Genomic DNA, 14,815 nt, shown 5'->3' on the forward strand with positions numbered 1-14,815 from the left:
GATGGATCCGAAGAAACGCGACGTTTTCATCGCCGAGATGACCCGCCTGCTCGGCAGCCGGTCGGTGCTGCACCGGTACGAGGATCTCCTTGCCTATGAATGCGACGGCTATACGATTCATAAAGGCCTGCCCGGCGCCGTTCTATTCCCGGCGAACACGCAGGAGGTCGCGGCGGCCGTCCAATATATGCACCGGCAGCAAATTCCGTTCATCCCGCGCGGCGCGGGCACGGGCTTAAGCGGCGGGGCGACGGCGCTGAACGGGGAAGTGCTCATCAGTCTTGCGCGTATGAACAAGCTGCTTGAGGTCGATTATTTGAACCGGCGGGCCGTCGTGCAGCCGGGGTACATCAACCTGAAGCTTTCCAATTCGATTTCGACCAAGGGCTATTATTATGCCCCGGACCCGTCGAGCCAGGCTTCCTGCACGATCGGCGGCAACGTCGGAGAGAACGCGGGCGGGGCGCACTGCCTGAAATACGGCGTCACGACCAACCATGTGCTCGGGCTCGAGCTCGTCCTGCCAAACGGCGACATCGTCCGGCTGGGCGGCGTTCCCGACGCGCCGGGCTACGATTTGCTCGGGGTGCTGACCGGCTCGGAAGGGACGATGGGGATCGTCACCGAAATTACGGTGCGCATTCTCAAAAAGCCGCAGGGCGTCAAAACGGCGGTTGCGCTGTACGACGACGTGAACGACGCCAGCCATGCGGTGTCCGACATCATCGCCGCCGGAATCGTTCCGGCCGCGCTGGAAATGATGGACAATACCGCGATCGAAGGCGTCGAATCCGGCAACTACCCGGTCGGCTATCCGCGCGATCTCGGCGCCGTGCTGATCGTCGAGGTCGACGGCATCGAGGCGGGCCTGCAGCATCAAATCGACCAGGTGCTGGAGGTTTGCCGCAAGCACAACGTCCGCGAAGTGAAGCAGGCGGCGGATGCCGACGAGCGCGCCCGGTGGTGGGCCAACCGCAAGACGGCTTTCGGCGCGATGGGCACCATCTCGCCCGACTATCTGGTGCAGGACGGGGTTATTCCGCGCAGCCGATTGCCGGAGGTGCTCGCAGAAGTGGCTTCGATCAGCGCCAAATACGGGCTGCGGATCGCCAATGTCTTCCATGCCGGGGACGGCAATCTCCATCCGCTGATCCTGTTCGATTCCCGCATTCCCGGGGAGAAAGAGAATGCGGTGAAGGCGGGCTCGGAGGTGCTGAAGGCATGCGCCGAGGTCGGCGGCTCCATAACGGGCGAGCATGGCGTCGGCATCGAAAAAATGGAGGATATGCGCTATATTTTCACGGATGAGGAAATCCGGGTGCAGTTGTCGCTTCGCGAAGCGTTTAATCCCGACAATCTGTGCAACCCGGACAAAATGTTCCCGAATCCCGCGCGCTGCGTGGAAGTGAAGCATGTGGCCGCGGCGGCGAGGCCGTAAACGGGAAGATCCGCGGGCGGCTGCATTCGGCGCAGCGCCGGGTCATAGGCACGATAAACAGGTGAACAAGGCTGTATCTCAAAGTAGACGGGATCTACTGGGATACGGCCTTCTTCTATATTCGAGCGGCTTAATACTGCTGCCGGGCAACTTAAGAAGGGGGAAGTCGTTCATGAGCATCAATGGGAACCGGGAAGAAAAGCCGCTGTTCAGCATGAAATCGACCTTGCTGAGAAGAATGATCATGCTGATGCTCGCTGCAGCCGTTCTTCCCACCGTTATCGTAGGCGTCAGCAGCTACCTGTTCTCCGCGGAGGCGCTGCAAAACGAAGTGAACCGCGCGAATCTCCAGCTGCTCGAGAGTACGTCCGCGTCGATCGACAGCGAATTGCAAAACATTCAGGACAGTACGCTGCAGATGCTTTTTCTGCCTCTGTTCAGCAGCTCCGCGCTTCAGAAGGTCAAGCATGCCGAGCTGGATTACAACATGCTGGTCTCCCAGTTTTTCCTTCCTTTTCAAAATAACCACAAACTCGTGCTCGATATTTCGATGTACGTCAAAGACAATTACATCCTCTCCTCCTCGTCCGGCTTGTTCCGGGTTGTGCCCGTCTACGACCGGAATAAGCTGAACGACGCGATCGGGTACCGGAAACCGTTTCAATGGGTAAATGAAGTGTTTCGAATCCGCCCGAACGATCCGGACGACGGCATTACGTTTATCAGCAAGCTGCCGCTGCAGGACAGCAGCCCGCTTGGGCTGATGCTCGTTCGCATCGACAAAAAGCTGTTCGGAAATGCGCTTCAAGGCTCGATCGTATACCCCGGGCAAGTGAGGGCCGTCGTCGACAACGAGGAGCACACGGTGTTCAATTCCTCCGCATCCGCGATCCCCGCCGCGCTGCTCGACCGGATTCGGGAAAGCGGCGGAACGAACCATAAGCTGCATTTTCGATGGAACGACCGCGACTATCTGGTTACGACGCTTACCTCGCCGTATACCGGCTGGCAGTATATCGATCTGATTCCAGCCGGTCAGCTGAACGCCAAGTCGGCGGGGATCGGCGTCATTACCGCGGCCGTTCTCGCCGCCGTTCTGCTGCCGGCCTTCGCGTTCACGATTTTGGGCACCCGATGGTTATACCGGCCGGTTGCCGTCTTGTTGTCCCATATCAGGCGCGATGCCGCCGGGAACGAGACGGACGGGGACGAAATCGGATTCGTGGTGCGGCATTGGCTGGCTTTGAAAAACAAGACGAGCGAGCTGCAGCTTCAGCTGTCCCACCAGCTGCCCATCCTTCAGGAATCGTTTGTCATGCAGACGCTGCAGGGGCATCTGATCCATTACACGCAAACCGAGCTCGAAAGCCTGTTTCAGCGTTACGGTTTACCGCATCGGGCGGCATTCGCCGTATTTGTCCTGATTTGCGACCGAAGCTCCGGGGCGGAGGGGAGATTTTCGGAACGGGATCAGGATTTGATCGTGTTTGCCATGAAAAATATTGTCGGCGATATGGCGGGCAATGCCGATCATTCGTTCCGCGGAATTGCCGTCAATCTGCTCAACGATCAGGTTGCCGTGCTGCTGTGGAGCAGGCCGGAGACGGACATCGACGCAAAAACCGACGAAGGCTGGAACGCATCGGTGAAGGCGTTCGCGGAGGAGGCGAGGAGGGTGCTGACGAATTACCTGCGGCTGCCGACCACGGCCGGATTCGGTACGGCGACGAATGAAATCCGGGACCTGCCGCAGTCGTTCCGCCAGGCCGTTGCCGCTTTAAATTCGCGGCTGGTTGCCGGGAGCGGGCAGGTGATCGACCAGGACAACATTTTTCTGAAGACAAGCGGCAGTTACCGGTACCCGATTGAACTGGAGCAGCATTACGAGGAGTCGTTAAAACGGGGCGATTTGGAGGAAGCGCAGCGCATGCTGCATGAATTTTCCAGGTATGTGTTAGGGGCCACAAATGCAGCGAAAATCATTCATATGTCGTACACGCAGCTTCTGGGCACCACGATCCGCGCCATGTACCTGCTGGGCATCGATTTGGACACGGTGTTCAAGGATGAAGAGCCTTACGACCGGCTGCGCAAAACGCAAAGCATGGAAGAGCTCAACGCCTGGTTTGTCCAAAAGCTGATCGTACCGGTCGTCACGTTCGTTCAGAACAAAACGCTGCTGGAGCACGAGCAGATGATCGACAATGTCGCCGCCTTCATCCGGGACCACTACGATACCGACCTCTCCCAGGATCAATGCGCCCGCGATTTCGGCGTCGGCCGGACTCACCTCAGCAAGCTGTTTAAAAGGTTCAAGCAGGTCTCGTTTACCGATTATGTCACGCAGGTTCGGATCGAAAAAGCCAAGGAGCTGCTGCGGAAGACGGATCTCCCGGTAACGGATATTTCGGTGCGGGTCGGCTACCTGCACACGCAAAATTTCATTCGCGTGTTCAAAAAAATCGAAGGCGTGACGCCCGGCATGTATCGCGAGCAATCGTAATCCGGATGAACGTCCCGCCGGTCAAACGCCGGCTCGGCGCCGTAATCCGGATGAACGTCCCGCCGGTCAAACGCCGGCTCGGCGGGGCATGATGATAACGTCATTATCGTCCCCGGCGCCATGCCGCGCGCTTTTGCCGATGCTCATTTTGTGAGCCCGCGTCAAAAGCCGGCACATCGGGAGCATCACAATTCGCTCATTGTGCGTACATTTCGGCGTGCTTACAATACGGATTAGCATTCCGAAATTCAAATCACGAAAGGGTGAGCGTATTGACGAAATCGCAGGACACCGCATTATCGGCCGATAAGCAGGTTCAACTGCCCCATCAGAACGCGTCTCCGCACCGCCTGCGCCGCTGGCTGACGGGCTGGGGACGAACGTTCCGGCAGGAGAAATATTTGTATGTCCTGGCGCTGCCGGGCCTGTTGTTTTTCATTCTCTTCAAATATGTGCCGATGTGGGGATTGACGCTGGCGTTTAACGACTATTCGCCTTATTTGGGGTTTTTCAAAAGCGAGTGGGTCGGGTTTGCAAACTTTAAAAGCTTTTTCCTGAACCCGGACTTCTGGCTGCTGTTCCGGAATACGCTTGGGATCAGCTTTCTCAACATCCTGTTTTTTTTTCCCGCGCCGATCGTGCTTGCGCTTCTGCTGAACGAATTGCGAAACATGGCCGTTAAACGATGGATACAGACCGCGGTATATTTTCCCCACTTTCTTTCCTGGGTCGTCATCGCGGGAATCTGCTTCCTGACGCTGGGCGGAGACGGCATCGTCAATCATTTGACCGTGAATGCCGGCGGGAAATCGGTCGACTATTTAACCAATTCCAGCACCTTTTGGGCACTGCTGACGGCCCAATCGATCTGGAAGGATTCGGGATGGGGCACGATTATTTTCCTCGCCGCCTTGGCGGGCATTAACCCGGAATTGTACGAAGCGGCGCGCATGGACGGCGCCGGCCGGTGGAAGCAGGCGCTGTATGTAACGCTTCCCGGGATTAAAGCCACCATTATCATTTTATTGATTCTGCGGCTGGGGCAGGTGCTCGATACCGGATTTGAGCAGATTTATTTGATGTCCAGCTCCGCGGTCACGCAAGTGGCCGACGTTTTCGACACGTATGCTTACCGAATGGGCATTCAGAACGGGCGGTTCAGCTTTGCGACCACCGTCGGCATTTTCAAATCGGTTGTGGGACTCATCCTGGTCATTACCGCGAACCGGATCGCCAAAAGATTCGGAGAGGAAGGAGTATATTGATGAAGCCGCACCCTGCAGCCCGCCTGTTCGACGCTTTCAATTACGCCGTTCTCGTTGCCTTTTCGCTCCTGACGCTGGTGCCGTTCCTTTACGTTGTGATCGTTTCGTTCACCGATCCGATCGAATATGCCACAACCCCGCTCGTCATCGTGCCGAAGCATTGGAGCCTTGCTTCTTACCGGTTTATTTTGTCGACCGCCACCTTCCCGCACTCCCTGGCCGTCAGCGGCGCGCTGGCTTTGATCGGAACGGCGTGCAGTCTTATCCTGACCAGCGGGCTCGCCTACGCCTTGTCCCGCAAAACGTTCCGGCTGAAGCGCGTCATCATGCTCGGCATTTTGTTTACGATGCTGTTTAATCCGGGCATGATTCCGAATTACCTGCTCGTCAAGGAGCTCGGCCTCATCGACACGCTGTGGTCGCTCATTCTGCCCGTGCTAACGAGCGCCTGGTATGTCATCCTGATGCGAAGCTTCTACCTGGACATTCCCGACGAGCTCGAAGAGTCCGCGAAAATCGACGGCTGCACGGATATCGGCGTCTTCTTTCGCATCATGCTGCCCGTATCGCTGTCGGCGATGGCGGCGTTCAGCCTGTTTTTTGCCGTCGCGTACTGGAATACGTATTTTAATGCCGTGCTGTATATCAACGATGCGGCGTTCCGGCCGATGCAGGTTGTCCTGCAGCTGCTGCTGATTCAATCGTCCACCCAAGTCGGCGATCCGTCGGTCGCGCAAATGCTGCAAAGCGATCAAATGCTGCCGCCGCAGACGATTAAAATGTCGGCCGTCGTCCTGGCTTCGTTCCCGATCATCCTCGTCTATCCGTTCCTGCAAAAATATTTCGTCAAAGGCATGATGGTCGGTTCCGTGAAAGGCTGAGGCGGCTTCGTTTGCAAGGAGGTGAGAAATGGCCGGCGTGTGGATTGACCGTCTATTGAAAGCGAGAGAGAACATTTGAGGAGGCTCATGTATGAAAAAAGGGTTCAAAAGCTTCGGATTCGGCATCCTATCCGCTTCGTTACTGCTGGCGGCAGGCTGCAGCTCCGGGAAAACCCCGGCCGGATCCGAACCGTCCGCAGCTTCGGCGCCGGAGAAATCGTCCAAACCGACGGAAATCAACATTTTGACGACGACGTATAACTCGGTGCCGAGCAACGATCTCGACAGCCTGAAACAAATCAACGCCAAATTTAACGTCAAAATCAACGTCACCTACGTCCCGGCCAACAATTATACGGACAAATTGAACGTGATGCTGGCCGCCGGCGATCTTCCCGACGTCACGCTCGTCTGGGACGCCACGACGCAGACGTTCGCGAACGCAACGAAGCAGGGCGCTTTTTGGGATTTGACGCCTTACATTAAAGACTATCCGAACTTGGCCGCTTATCCGCCTGAAATTTACAGCAATGTAGCCGTAAAAGGAAAGACGATGGGCATTCCCCGCGTCCGGCCGATCGTCGGCCATCAATCGCTGCTGATTCGCCAGGACTGGCTGGACAAATTGGGGCTGAAGGCGCCGACGACGATGGACGAATTTTATCACGTAATGGAAGCGTTCACTAAGGACGATCCGGACGGCAACGGCAAGGACGATACGTACGGGTTTGTCGGCCAAGGTACGCCGGCGCTGTCCACCTACGATTTTTCGATGTTCGGCAACGGTCTGCAAACCTATGTCGACGAGAAAGGCCAGCTGATGCCGAGCTTCTTCAATCCGAAAATGAAGGACGCGCTGAGCTTCTGGAACAAGGTGGACAAAGCGGGCATCATGGTGCCGGACCTGCCGCTCCTGCAGACGAGCCAAACCCGGGATTTCATGACCCAGGGCAAAGCGGGAATGGGCTTCTCCAACGTTTACGACGGCCATTTGTATACGGACGATCTCTCGAAGGTTAATCCGAAGGGCGTCATCAAGCCGTATTTGTTTCCCGCGGCACCCGACGGCAACGTCTACATGGAAGCCGCGCCGGGCTCGTTCGGCATTTTCATGATCAACAAAAAAGTAAGCGAAGCGAAATTAAAGAAAATTTTAGAAGTTTATAATTACACGGCAAGCCGCGAGGTTTATAATTTAGTAGCGTACGGCATCAAAGGCGTGGACTACACCGAGAACGATGCGGGCGATATTACGCAGACGGAAGTCGGCAAGAAGAAGGGCTATGCCTTCGATACGTCCGCTCAATGGGTTTCCAGCTATTACGACAAATACGTTAAAGCGGACCTGCCCGGGATGACCCCGGAAACGAAGGCGTATAATCACAAGCTTGTCGATCAGATCGCCACCTTAGCCAAGCCCAATCCCGGACTCGGTCTCGTCACCCCGACTGCGCTCGAAAAAAGCGCGGACTGGAACAAAAAGATCAACGACATGGAAACGAACGTCATCATCGGGAAAAACACGCTGGACGATTGGGACAAGTTCGTGCAAAGCTTCAAGGACGATCCGAGCTTCCAGAAGCACTTGAAAGAGCTGAACGAGCTGTACCAGGAGAAGCTGAAGAATCAATAAAACGAAGGAGGAGTTGGAAATGAGATTAAAGGACAAAGCGGCCGTCATTACGGGCTCGTCTTCCGGAATCGGAAGAGGCTGCGCGGAGCTGTTCGCCGAAGAAGGCGCTTACGTGATCGTCAGCGACGACGGGGCGCGGGAAGGTCTGGGGCAGCAGGTCGCCGACCGGATCGTCGCCGCAGGGGGAAGAGCAAGCTACTTCCGGGCCAATGTGCTGAATCCGGATGAGCTGCAGAAACTGATTCGTTATGCCGAAGAAACGTGCGGACGGCTCGACATTTTGATGAATAATGCGTATACAGGCCGCGTGGCATCGGTCGTCGAGCAGGAGGAAGCGGATTGGGACGTCGTATTCGGTTCGTCGGTCAAGGCGGCTTTTCTGGGAAGCAAGTATGCGCTTCCGGGGATGATGAAGGCGGGAGGCGGCTCGATTATCAATACCGCGTCCGTGCACGGGCTGCTGGGCGGAAGAAGACATTCGGCGTATGCCGCCGCCAAAGCCGCCATCATTAATTTAAGCCGCCAGATGGCGCTGGATTATGGGAAGCACAATATTCGGGTGAACGCGATTTGCCCCGGCAGAATCGTCACGGAAGGCAAGATTGAATTTCTTGAGAAATACCCCGAGGAGGTTCGGCGGCAAAAAGCGACCTATCCGCTCGGAAGGCCGGGCACGATGCGCGAGGCGGCCATGGCGGCTCTTTTCCTTGCGTCGGACGAATCCTCCTTCGTTACCGGCCACGCTTTGGTGGTGGACGGGGGATTAACCGCCCAGCTTGCGGACGGGGTAGCCGAATCGGTCGAAGAGGGCCTCGGCATTTGGAACCAATGAAGGAGAGCACGGGAACGGTTATGAACGAGAATGCGGCAATACTGGCGTATATCGGAACCTATACCGAAGGGGAGAGCGAAGGGATTTACGTCCTCCGGATGAATCCCGCCAGCGGCGAGCTGTCCTATACCGGCAGCGCTGCCGCCGGCGAGAACCCGACCTATCTGGCGATCGACCCCGGCAGGCGATATTTGTACGCCGCGAATACGATCGACGGCGAAGGTAAGGTAAGCGCTTACGAGATTGATTCCCGCACGGGGCTGCCGCGCTATTTGAACGAGCAGCCTTCGGGCGGCTCCAAGCCGGTCCATCTCGTCGTGGGCGGCGACGGCCGATACGTGCTGGCGGCGAATTTCGGGAGCGGCAGCGTATGCGTCCATCCCGTGCGGGAAGACGGGAGCCTCGGGGCGATGACGGATTTCAAACAGCACGAGGGCTCCAGCGTTCATCCGACCCGACAGCAGGGACCGCGCGTCCATTCCATTACGCTGGACGGCGGCGGCCGCTTCGCGGCGGCCGCCGAGTACGGTGCCGATCAAGTGATCCTTTACGGTCTGGACCCGGCAAACGGAAGCTTACAATTCCGTTCGTCGGTGCCGCTGGAAGCCGGGTCCGGCCCGCGTCATTTCGCTTTTCACCCTCGTCATCCTTGGGCCTATGTGATCAATGAACTGGGCAATACGATTACCGGCTATGATTATGATCCGGCTGAAGGCCGTCTCGTGCCGAAAGAAACCGTATCGACGCTGCCTGAACATTATCGCGGCGTCAGCCATTGCGCGGATGTGCAGGTAAACGCCGAGGGGACGTTCTTGTACGGCTCGAATCGCGGGCATGACAGTATCGTTGTTTATGCAATCAACCAGACCGACGGCAGGCTTGAATACAGGGGGCATGAGCCGTCGCTCGGAAAAGCGCCGAGAAGCTTCGCGATCGATCCCACGGGAAACTTTTTGCTCGCGGCTCATCAGGACAGCGGCAATATCGTCGTATTTCGCATCGACCGCAAGAGCGGCAGACTGCATCCGACAGGGTATCAAATCGAGGTGCCGATGCCGGTTTGCGTCAAAATGATGGTGCTGCCGCCGCAGCATGAACGGGCCTAAACGGATGCTAAAGGAGCGTGATTTCGATGTTTAATGGTACCCCCGATTCAGCAGCGTTTCCTGAAGTGATACTCGTCCTTGACCGCCACGATCCGCTTGCCTCGCAAGCTTCGGTCGTATGGGCGGCGGAGCAGCTGTCGGAAGCGCTGAAGGAGCGCCAAATTCCCGCCGGGTACGCCGAGGAGTACATACCGGGATCCGGTGCGGCCGTGCAAATCGTAATCGCCGGACCGGAGTCGCCGCTTGTCCGTTCGGCTTTCGAGCAGGCTAAGGTGAATTTGCCCGAGGAGGCCGAAGCATTTGCCGTGGCCGCGTCCCCTGGGCTGATCGCCGCCTCCGGCTTCGACGCCCGCGGCCTCGTTTATGCCGTGCTGGAGCTGACGGACCGCGTCCGATTGGCCGAGAATGCGGCGGCAGCGCTTCGGGACACGGTTTCGTTCGCCGAAAAACCCGCCAACCGGATCCGAAGCGTAACCCGATTATTCGCCTGCGAACCGGAAGATAAGCCGTGGTTTTACGACCGGTCGTTCTGGGACGGCTATTTGACCGAGCTTGCGGCGCAGCGCTTCAACCGTTTCTGTCTCGCGCTCGGCATGGGCTACGATTACGGCCACGACCCCGATGTGCGCGACAATTATTTCTGTTTCAGCTATCCGTTCTTGTTTCGCGTGCCCGGTTACGGCGTGCAGGTTGCGGAGCTTTCCGAGGAAGAGAGGCGGCGCAACTATGACATGCTTCAATATATCGGGGAAGCATGCAGGCGCAGGGGGCTTCATTTTCAATTGGGCTTATGGAATCATTCGTACGAGTTTACGGACAGCCCGAATATGAATTATTCGATCGAAGGGATTACGCCGCAAAATCATGCCGAATACTGCCGGGACGCGATCCGGGTGCTGCTGAAGGAGTTTCCGTCCATCGACGGCCTGACCTTCCGCGTTCATTACGAAGGGGGCATTCCCGAGCCGGCCTACGACTTTTGGCGCGTTGTCATGGAGGGAACGAAGGATGCCGGTCGGCGGGTCGAGATCGACATGCATGCCAAAGGGATCAACGAGGAATTGCTGAAGGTGGCGCTGGGGACGGGACAGCCCGTTCAGTTGTCACCGAAATACTGGGCGGAGCACATGGGACCTGCCTATCACCAGGCGGCCATCCGGGAAAACGAATTTTCGCCGCCCGATCATTCGACGATGGATATGCAGGCGATTACGGCGTTATCCCGCAGATTTACCCGGTACGGATACGCGGACTATATGCAGGATGACCGCGCCTTCGGAGTGATGTTCCGGCTGTGGCCGGGCACGCAGAAGCTGCTGCTTTGGGGTGACCCGGAGATCGCCTCGGGATACGGCCGCTATGCAAGCTTCTGCGGCGCGCTGGGCATCGAATTGTGCGAGCCGTTAACGTTCAAAGGCCGCAAAGGATCGGGCTCGCCCGGCGGCCGGGAGCCGTACCTCGACCAAGCGCTGCAGCTGCCGAACCGGGACTGGATGAAATACCGCTATTATTACCGGTTATGGGGACGCCTGCTGTACAATCCGGATGCGGATCCCGCTTCCTGGCGGCGTTACCTTCGCCAAGAGTATGGCGGGGCGGCCGCTTCCTGCGAGCAGGCGCTTGCCCATGCAAGCCGGATTCTTCCGCTGGTCACGGCCGCTCATCTGCCGTCCGCAGCCAATGTCGTTTATTGGCCCGAGATGTACACCAATCAGCCGATCGTGAACACCGGAGCTTCCACGTATTACGATTTCGACACGCCGAAGCCCGGAACGTTCGGCGCTTCCAGCCCGATCGATACGGCGCTGTTTTACCGGGTCGACGAGTTTGCGGACGACATCGTCCGGGGATTTCGCCGGGGGAAATATACCCCTCTGGAAACCGCCGGCCGTCTGGAGCGGCTGGCCGATACGGCGGAAATCCATTTGTCCCAAGCGGCGCGTGAAACGCAGCACCGCGATGCTCCCGCGTTCCGCCGGTTTGAGACCGATACGGCAATGCTGATCGACATCGGCCGCTTCTTTGCCGCGAAATTCCGCGCTTCTCTGGCTTATGCGCTGTTTGAGCGCAGCCGGGATTCCGCCCGGCTGGAGGAGGCGCTGCGGCTGTATAAGTCCGCCGCCGATTCGTGGAGGCACCTCGTCTCCATCTCGAAGGACGTCTATAAACCGGACATCACGTTCGGGTATACTCCGCATGTGAGAGGGCATTGGGCCGACCGGCTCCAGGCGATCGAACGCGATATCGAAGCGATGGAGCTTAAGCTGCGCGAAGCGAAAGCGGCGGCGGAACCGGCGGATGAGGGCAAACTGGCGGCTGCGGCTCCGTTTTTGCAGGACAGCAGGAAGAAGGAGCGGATGGCTTGCAGGCACGAAGCTCCGGATCATTTTCGCAAAGGGAGCGCCCTGGATGTGGCGGTCGAAGTGCCGGATGCGCCGGCCGGTCTCAGAATTAACCTGCATTACCGGCATGCGAATCAAGGAGAGCGCTATAGGCTCGCGGAAATGTCGCGGACCGGCGATTCATTTTCCGCCCGCATTCCGGCCGATTATACAGACTCGCCGTTCTCGCTCCTTTACTATTTTGAAGCGAAGGACGACGAAGGCGATGCATGGCTGTACCCGGGCTTGAACGAACAGCTTTCCAACCAGCCGTACTATATGATTTCCGCGGCAGGCGAATAAAGTGAAAAAGCAGCGGCGCTTGACAACAGGCGCCGCTGCTTTTTGATTACTCGACGATAAGCCGTTTTACTTTCGCTATCGATCCGACGGCCTGCGGCGATACGACGCTGTCCTCGAGCGCCGGCAGATCGTCTTTGCGCGGAGCCTGCGTCAGACCGCGCGCTAAAGCGTAAGGCAGCCCGTCCGCGCCGGCTTGTTCAGCAGCTCCTTCAGCTCGTCGTCCAGCTTCAGGATCGAGAGGGAGCAGCCGCCCATTTCCAGCGAGGTGACGTATTCCCCGACAAAGGAACGGGCAATCTTAACGTTGCGCGTTTCCAGCTCGTCGGCAATGTTGTCATACATAATATACAGCTCCATAAGCGAGGTGGAGCCCAGGCCGTTGACAAGCACGGCCACTTCGCCGCCGCTGCAGTCGAAATCGCTTAGAATCGTTTGGACGAGCTCTTTGGCCACGTCTCTGGCGGGAAGCAGCGGGCCTCTGCGCACGCCCGGCTCGCCGTGCACGCCGAGACCGATTTCCATTTCATCGTCGCCGAGGGTGAAGCTCGGCTTACCCGTTTGCGGCAGTGAACAGGGCGACAGCGCCACGCCCATCGAACGCACCCAGCCGTTTGCTTTCATGGTCGTCGCGTAGACTTCCTCAAGCGAGGCGCCGGACTGGGCTTTCGCCCCTGCGATTTTGTAGACGAAAAATTCGCCGGCAATGCCTCTGCGCCGCTCGGCTTCTTCCTGCGGAGCGGAAGCGACGTCGTCGCCGACGATGATTTGCTTTACGTCGATGCCCTCCATCTCGGCCAGCTCGGCCGCCATCGAAAAATTCATGCAGTCGCCGGAGTAGTTGCCGTAAATCAGCAGAATGCCTTTCCCTTGATGCATGTCCTGCATTGCGGCCAGGATCGGGTAAGGGGAAGGGGAGGCGAAAATGTTGCCGACCGCCACGCCGTCCGCCATGCCTTCGCCCACATAGCCGATGAAGGCGGGTTTATGGCCGGAGCCGCCGCCGATGACGACGCCGACGGTATCCGGTTCCTTCATCACGCGGACGACGGCGCGCGGGTCGCGCTCGCTGCGGCGAACGATCGCCGCGTTTGCGCGCAGGAAGCCGGCGAGCATGTCGTCAACAACTTGTTCCGGATTGTTGATCAGCTTCTTCAAGTTCGCTCTCCTCCTCGAATTCCTTCTGCTCGTAGTATTGAATCCGGCTTATTTTGCCGGCGGATTTGCCGCCCTGGAACTCGCTTTCCAGCCAGACGGAGACGATGCTCTTGGCCAGCTCCGGCCCGATGACGCGCGCGCCCATCGTTATAATTTGCGCGTCGTTGCTCTTGCGCGACCGTTCCGCGGAATAACAATCGTGGCACAGCGCCGCCCGGACGCCTCTTACTTTGTTGGCGGTGATGCAGACGCCGATGCCCGTTCCGCACAGCAGGATGCCCCGCTCGAATTTTCCGCCCTGGATCTCCTTCGCGACCTTGAACGCAACGTCCGGATAATCGACCGGATCGGTGCTGTAGCACCCGTAGTCGGCGGGCTCGTGCCCGAGCGCGACCAGATGCTCTTTGACGATTTCCTTCAATGTGTAGGCGGCTTCATCGCAGCCGATGGCAATTTTCATCGTATTGGCTCCAATCGTGAGAGGATAATGGTATCTACCAGATGGTGTAGCCGCCGTCAATGACAACGGTTTCACCAGTCATGTAGGATGACGCGTCGGAAGCGAGGAAAACGGCCAGGCCACCCAGCTCCTCCGGATTGCCGAGCCTTTTCATCGGGATCATCTGGAGGATCGGATAATATTCGCCGCCCGGCTCGAATTCGGGACCGGTCATGCTCGTCTTCATATAGCCCGGGGCGATGCCGTTCACGCGTATGCCGTGAGGCGCCCATTCGGAGGCGAACGACTTCGTCGCCATCACAACGGCGGCTTTGGACGTGTTGTAGGCCGCCTGCAGCTGCGGCGTGTTGACGATAAAGCCGGACATGGAGGCGATGTTGACGATCGAGCCGCCGCCCTGCCGGATCATATGCTTGGCCGCTTCCTTGGAACAAATAAAAACGCCGTTCAGATTGACGTCCATGACGGCCTGCCAATCCTGCACGCTCATTTCTTCGGCGGGCCCCCGTTTCAGGATTCCCGCATTGTTGAGCAGAATGTCGATCGAGCCGAACTGCTCGGCGACGGCGTTCATGACCTTCCCGATATCGGCTTCATCGGTTACGTTGCCCCGAAAGGCCGCGCAGCGGACGCCGTGCTCTCGTTCGATTTCGCCGGCGGCGGCCCGGGCCAATTCGACATCCATGTCGATCAGCGCGACGCTGGCGCCGAAGCTCGCGAATGCGCCGGCCATCGCTTGGCCGAGTCCGCGCGCGCCTCCGGTGACGACCGCCGTTTTTCCTTGCAAGGAGAAAAGTTTTGTATAGTCCATTCAATTACCTCCCGCTTGCTTGCAAATTGATCTGGCAGAGAAAATAT

At 58.0% G+C, this 14,815-nt stretch carries 11 protein-coding genes; 8 read left to right on the forward strand and 3 right to left on the reverse strand.

The annotated features are described in order from the left end of the window. Position 1: 1 nt before the first annotated feature. The 8 genes from PD282_RS11710 to PD282_RS11745 all read left to right on the forward strand — a co-directional run bounded on the left by PD282_RS11710 (position 2) and on the right by PD282_RS11745 (position 12,342). Entirely contained in the window at positions 2–1,438 is a 1,437-nt protein-coding gene (locus PD282_RS11710; RefSeq protein WP_274650857.1) for an FAD-linked oxidase C-terminal domain-containing protein, read from the forward strand. A gap of 172 nt (positions 1,439–1,610) precedes the next feature. Further along, positions 1,611–3,941, forward strand: a complete 2,331-nt coding sequence (locus tag PD282_RS11715; protein ID WP_274650858.1) for a helix-turn-helix domain-containing protein — start codon at positions 1,611–1,613, stop codon at positions 3,939–3,941. Between the two features lie 272 nt (positions 3,942–4,213). After that, complete coding sequence (locus tag PD282_RS11720) at positions 4,214–5,206, forward strand: ABC transporter permease (protein WP_420832289.1); 993 nt, start codon at positions 4,214–4,216, stop codon at positions 5,204–5,206. Further along, on the forward strand, positions 5,206–6,087 hold the full coding sequence (locus PD282_RS11725; protein WP_274650859.1) for a carbohydrate ABC transporter permease: 882 nt from the start codon (positions 5,206–5,208) through the stop codon (positions 6,085–6,087). The genes PD282_RS11720 and PD282_RS11725 overlap by 1 nt, the downstream gene beginning before the upstream one ends. Before the next feature lie 91 nt (positions 6,088–6,178). After that, entirely contained in the window at positions 6,179–7,720 is a 1,542-nt protein-coding gene (locus tag PD282_RS11730) for an extracellular solute-binding protein (protein ID WP_274650860.1), read from the forward strand. Positions 7,721–7,739: 19 nt separating this feature from the next. Continuing rightward, a complete protein-coding gene (locus PD282_RS11735; protein ID WP_274650861.1) occupies positions 7,740–8,552 on the forward strand; it encodes an SDR family NAD(P)-dependent oxidoreductase in 813 nt (270 codons plus the stop codon). Next, positions 8,549–9,658, forward strand: coding sequence for a lactonase family protein (locus PD282_RS11740; protein WP_274655180.1), 1,110 nt, complete (start codon positions 8,549–8,551; stop codon positions 9,656–9,658). The genes PD282_RS11735 and PD282_RS11740 overlap by 4 nt, the downstream gene beginning before the upstream one ends. 26 nt (positions 9,659–9,684) lie before the next feature. Beyond that, a complete protein-coding gene (locus tag PD282_RS11745; RefSeq protein ID WP_274650862.1) occupies positions 9,685–12,342 on the forward strand; it encodes a hypothetical protein in 2,658 nt (885 codons plus the stop codon). A 162-nt stretch (positions 12,343–12,504) separates the two neighbouring features. Here PD282_RS11745 and PD282_RS11750 read toward each other — a convergent pair whose 3' ends face one another. The 3 genes from PD282_RS11750 to PD282_RS11760 are packed head-to-tail and all read right to left on the reverse strand — an operon-like array spanning position 12,505 to position 14,768. Beyond that, the gene (locus tag PD282_RS11750; protein WP_274650863.1) at positions 12,505–13,497 is read right to left on the reverse strand and encodes a dihydroxyacetone kinase subunit DhaK; all 993 of its coding nucleotides are present in this window, start codon (positions 13,495–13,497) and stop codon (positions 12,505–12,507) included. Further along, a complete protein-coding gene (gene rpiB / locus PD282_RS11755) occupies positions 13,460–13,957 on the reverse strand; it encodes a ribose 5-phosphate isomerase B (protein WP_274650864.1) in 498 nt (165 codons plus the stop codon). The genes PD282_RS11750 and rpiB overlap by 38 nt, the downstream gene beginning before the upstream one ends. A 34-nt stretch (positions 13,958–13,991) precedes the next feature. After that, positions 13,992–14,768 (reverse strand): SDR family NAD(P)-dependent oxidoreductase, encoded by a 777-nt coding sequence (locus PD282_RS11760; RefSeq protein ID WP_274650865.1) that lies wholly within the window; start codon positions 14,766–14,768, stop codon positions 13,992–13,994. Between the last annotated feature and the right edge of the window lie 47 nt (positions 14,769–14,815).

This window comes from Paenibacillus humicola, assembly GCF_028826105.1.
Lineage (GTDB): Bacteria > Bacillota > Bacilli > Paenibacillales > Paenibacillaceae > Paenibacillus_Z > Paenibacillus_Z humicola.

Coding starts and splice junctions, on each gene's coding strand:
- PD282_RS11710 (WP_274650857.1), top strand. CDS start 2: ATGGATCCGAAGAAACGCGACGTTTTCATCGCCGAGATGACCCGCCTG.
- PD282_RS11715 (WP_274650858.1), top strand. CDS start 1,611: ATGAGCATCAATGGGAACCGGGAAGAAAAGCCGCTGTTCAGCATGAAA.
- PD282_RS11725 (WP_274650859.1), top strand. CDS start 5,206: ATGAAGCCGCACCCTGCAGCCCGCCTGTTCGACGCTTTCAATTACGCC.
- PD282_RS11730 (WP_274650860.1), top strand. CDS start 6,179: ATGAAAAAAGGGTTCAAAAGCTTCGGATTCGGCATCCTATCCGCTTCG.
- PD282_RS11735 (WP_274650861.1), top strand. CDS start 7,740: ATGAGATTAAAGGACAAAGCGGCCGTCATTACGGGCTCGTCTTCCGGA.
- PD282_RS11740 (WP_274655180.1), top strand. CDS start 8,549: ATGAAGGAGAGCACGGGAACGGTTATGAACGAGAATGCGGCAATACTG.
- PD282_RS11745 (WP_274650862.1), top strand. CDS start 9,685: ATGTTTAATGGTACCCCCGATTCAGCAGCGTTTCCTGAAGTGATACTC.
- rpiB (WP_274650864.1), bottom strand. CDS start 13,957: ATGAAAATTGCCATCGGCTGCGATGAAGCCGCCTACACATTGAAGGAA.
- PD282_RS11760 (WP_274650865.1), bottom strand. CDS start 14,768: ATGGACTATACAAAACTTTTCTCCTTGCAAGGAAAAACGGCGGTCGTC.